This window comes from Brevundimonas sp. UBA7534 (assembly GCF_002479325.1).
Lineage (GTDB): Bacteria > Pseudomonadota > Alphaproteobacteria > Caulobacterales > Caulobacteraceae > Brevundimonas.
Window position 1 is genome coordinate 2,538 of record NZ_DLMO01000165.1, and the last position, 289, is coordinate 2,826.

Sequence of the window (289 nt, forward strand, 5' to 3'; positions counted from 1 at the left end):
GGCCTCGGTGCCGGCGCTGAACCCGATCACCGGTGTCGCGGCGTTGGGTCCGCCCGAGACGCGCAGGCGGCGCGTGGTCTCGTTGCCGTCGATTCCCGGCATGTTGACGTCCATCAACACGGCGTCAAAGGGCCGCTGGGCCAGCAGAGACAGGGCGATATGGCCGTCGGACGCGGTGGTCAGTTCGACGTCCAGCGGCTGCAGCACCAGGGCGATGGTGCGGCGGTTGATCTCGTGATCATCCACGGCCAGGACGCGGATCCGGCGCATCGGCGCGGGCGGCGCGGTG

At 70.6% G+C, this 289-nt stretch carries 1 protein-coding gene; it reads right to left on the minus strand.

What is annotated here, in order from left to right; genetic code table 11:
• A partial coding sequence (locus tag B2U11_RS14010) for a response regulator (protein WP_292072604.1) occupies positions 1 to 289 on the minus strand: 289 nt, incomplete at both ends.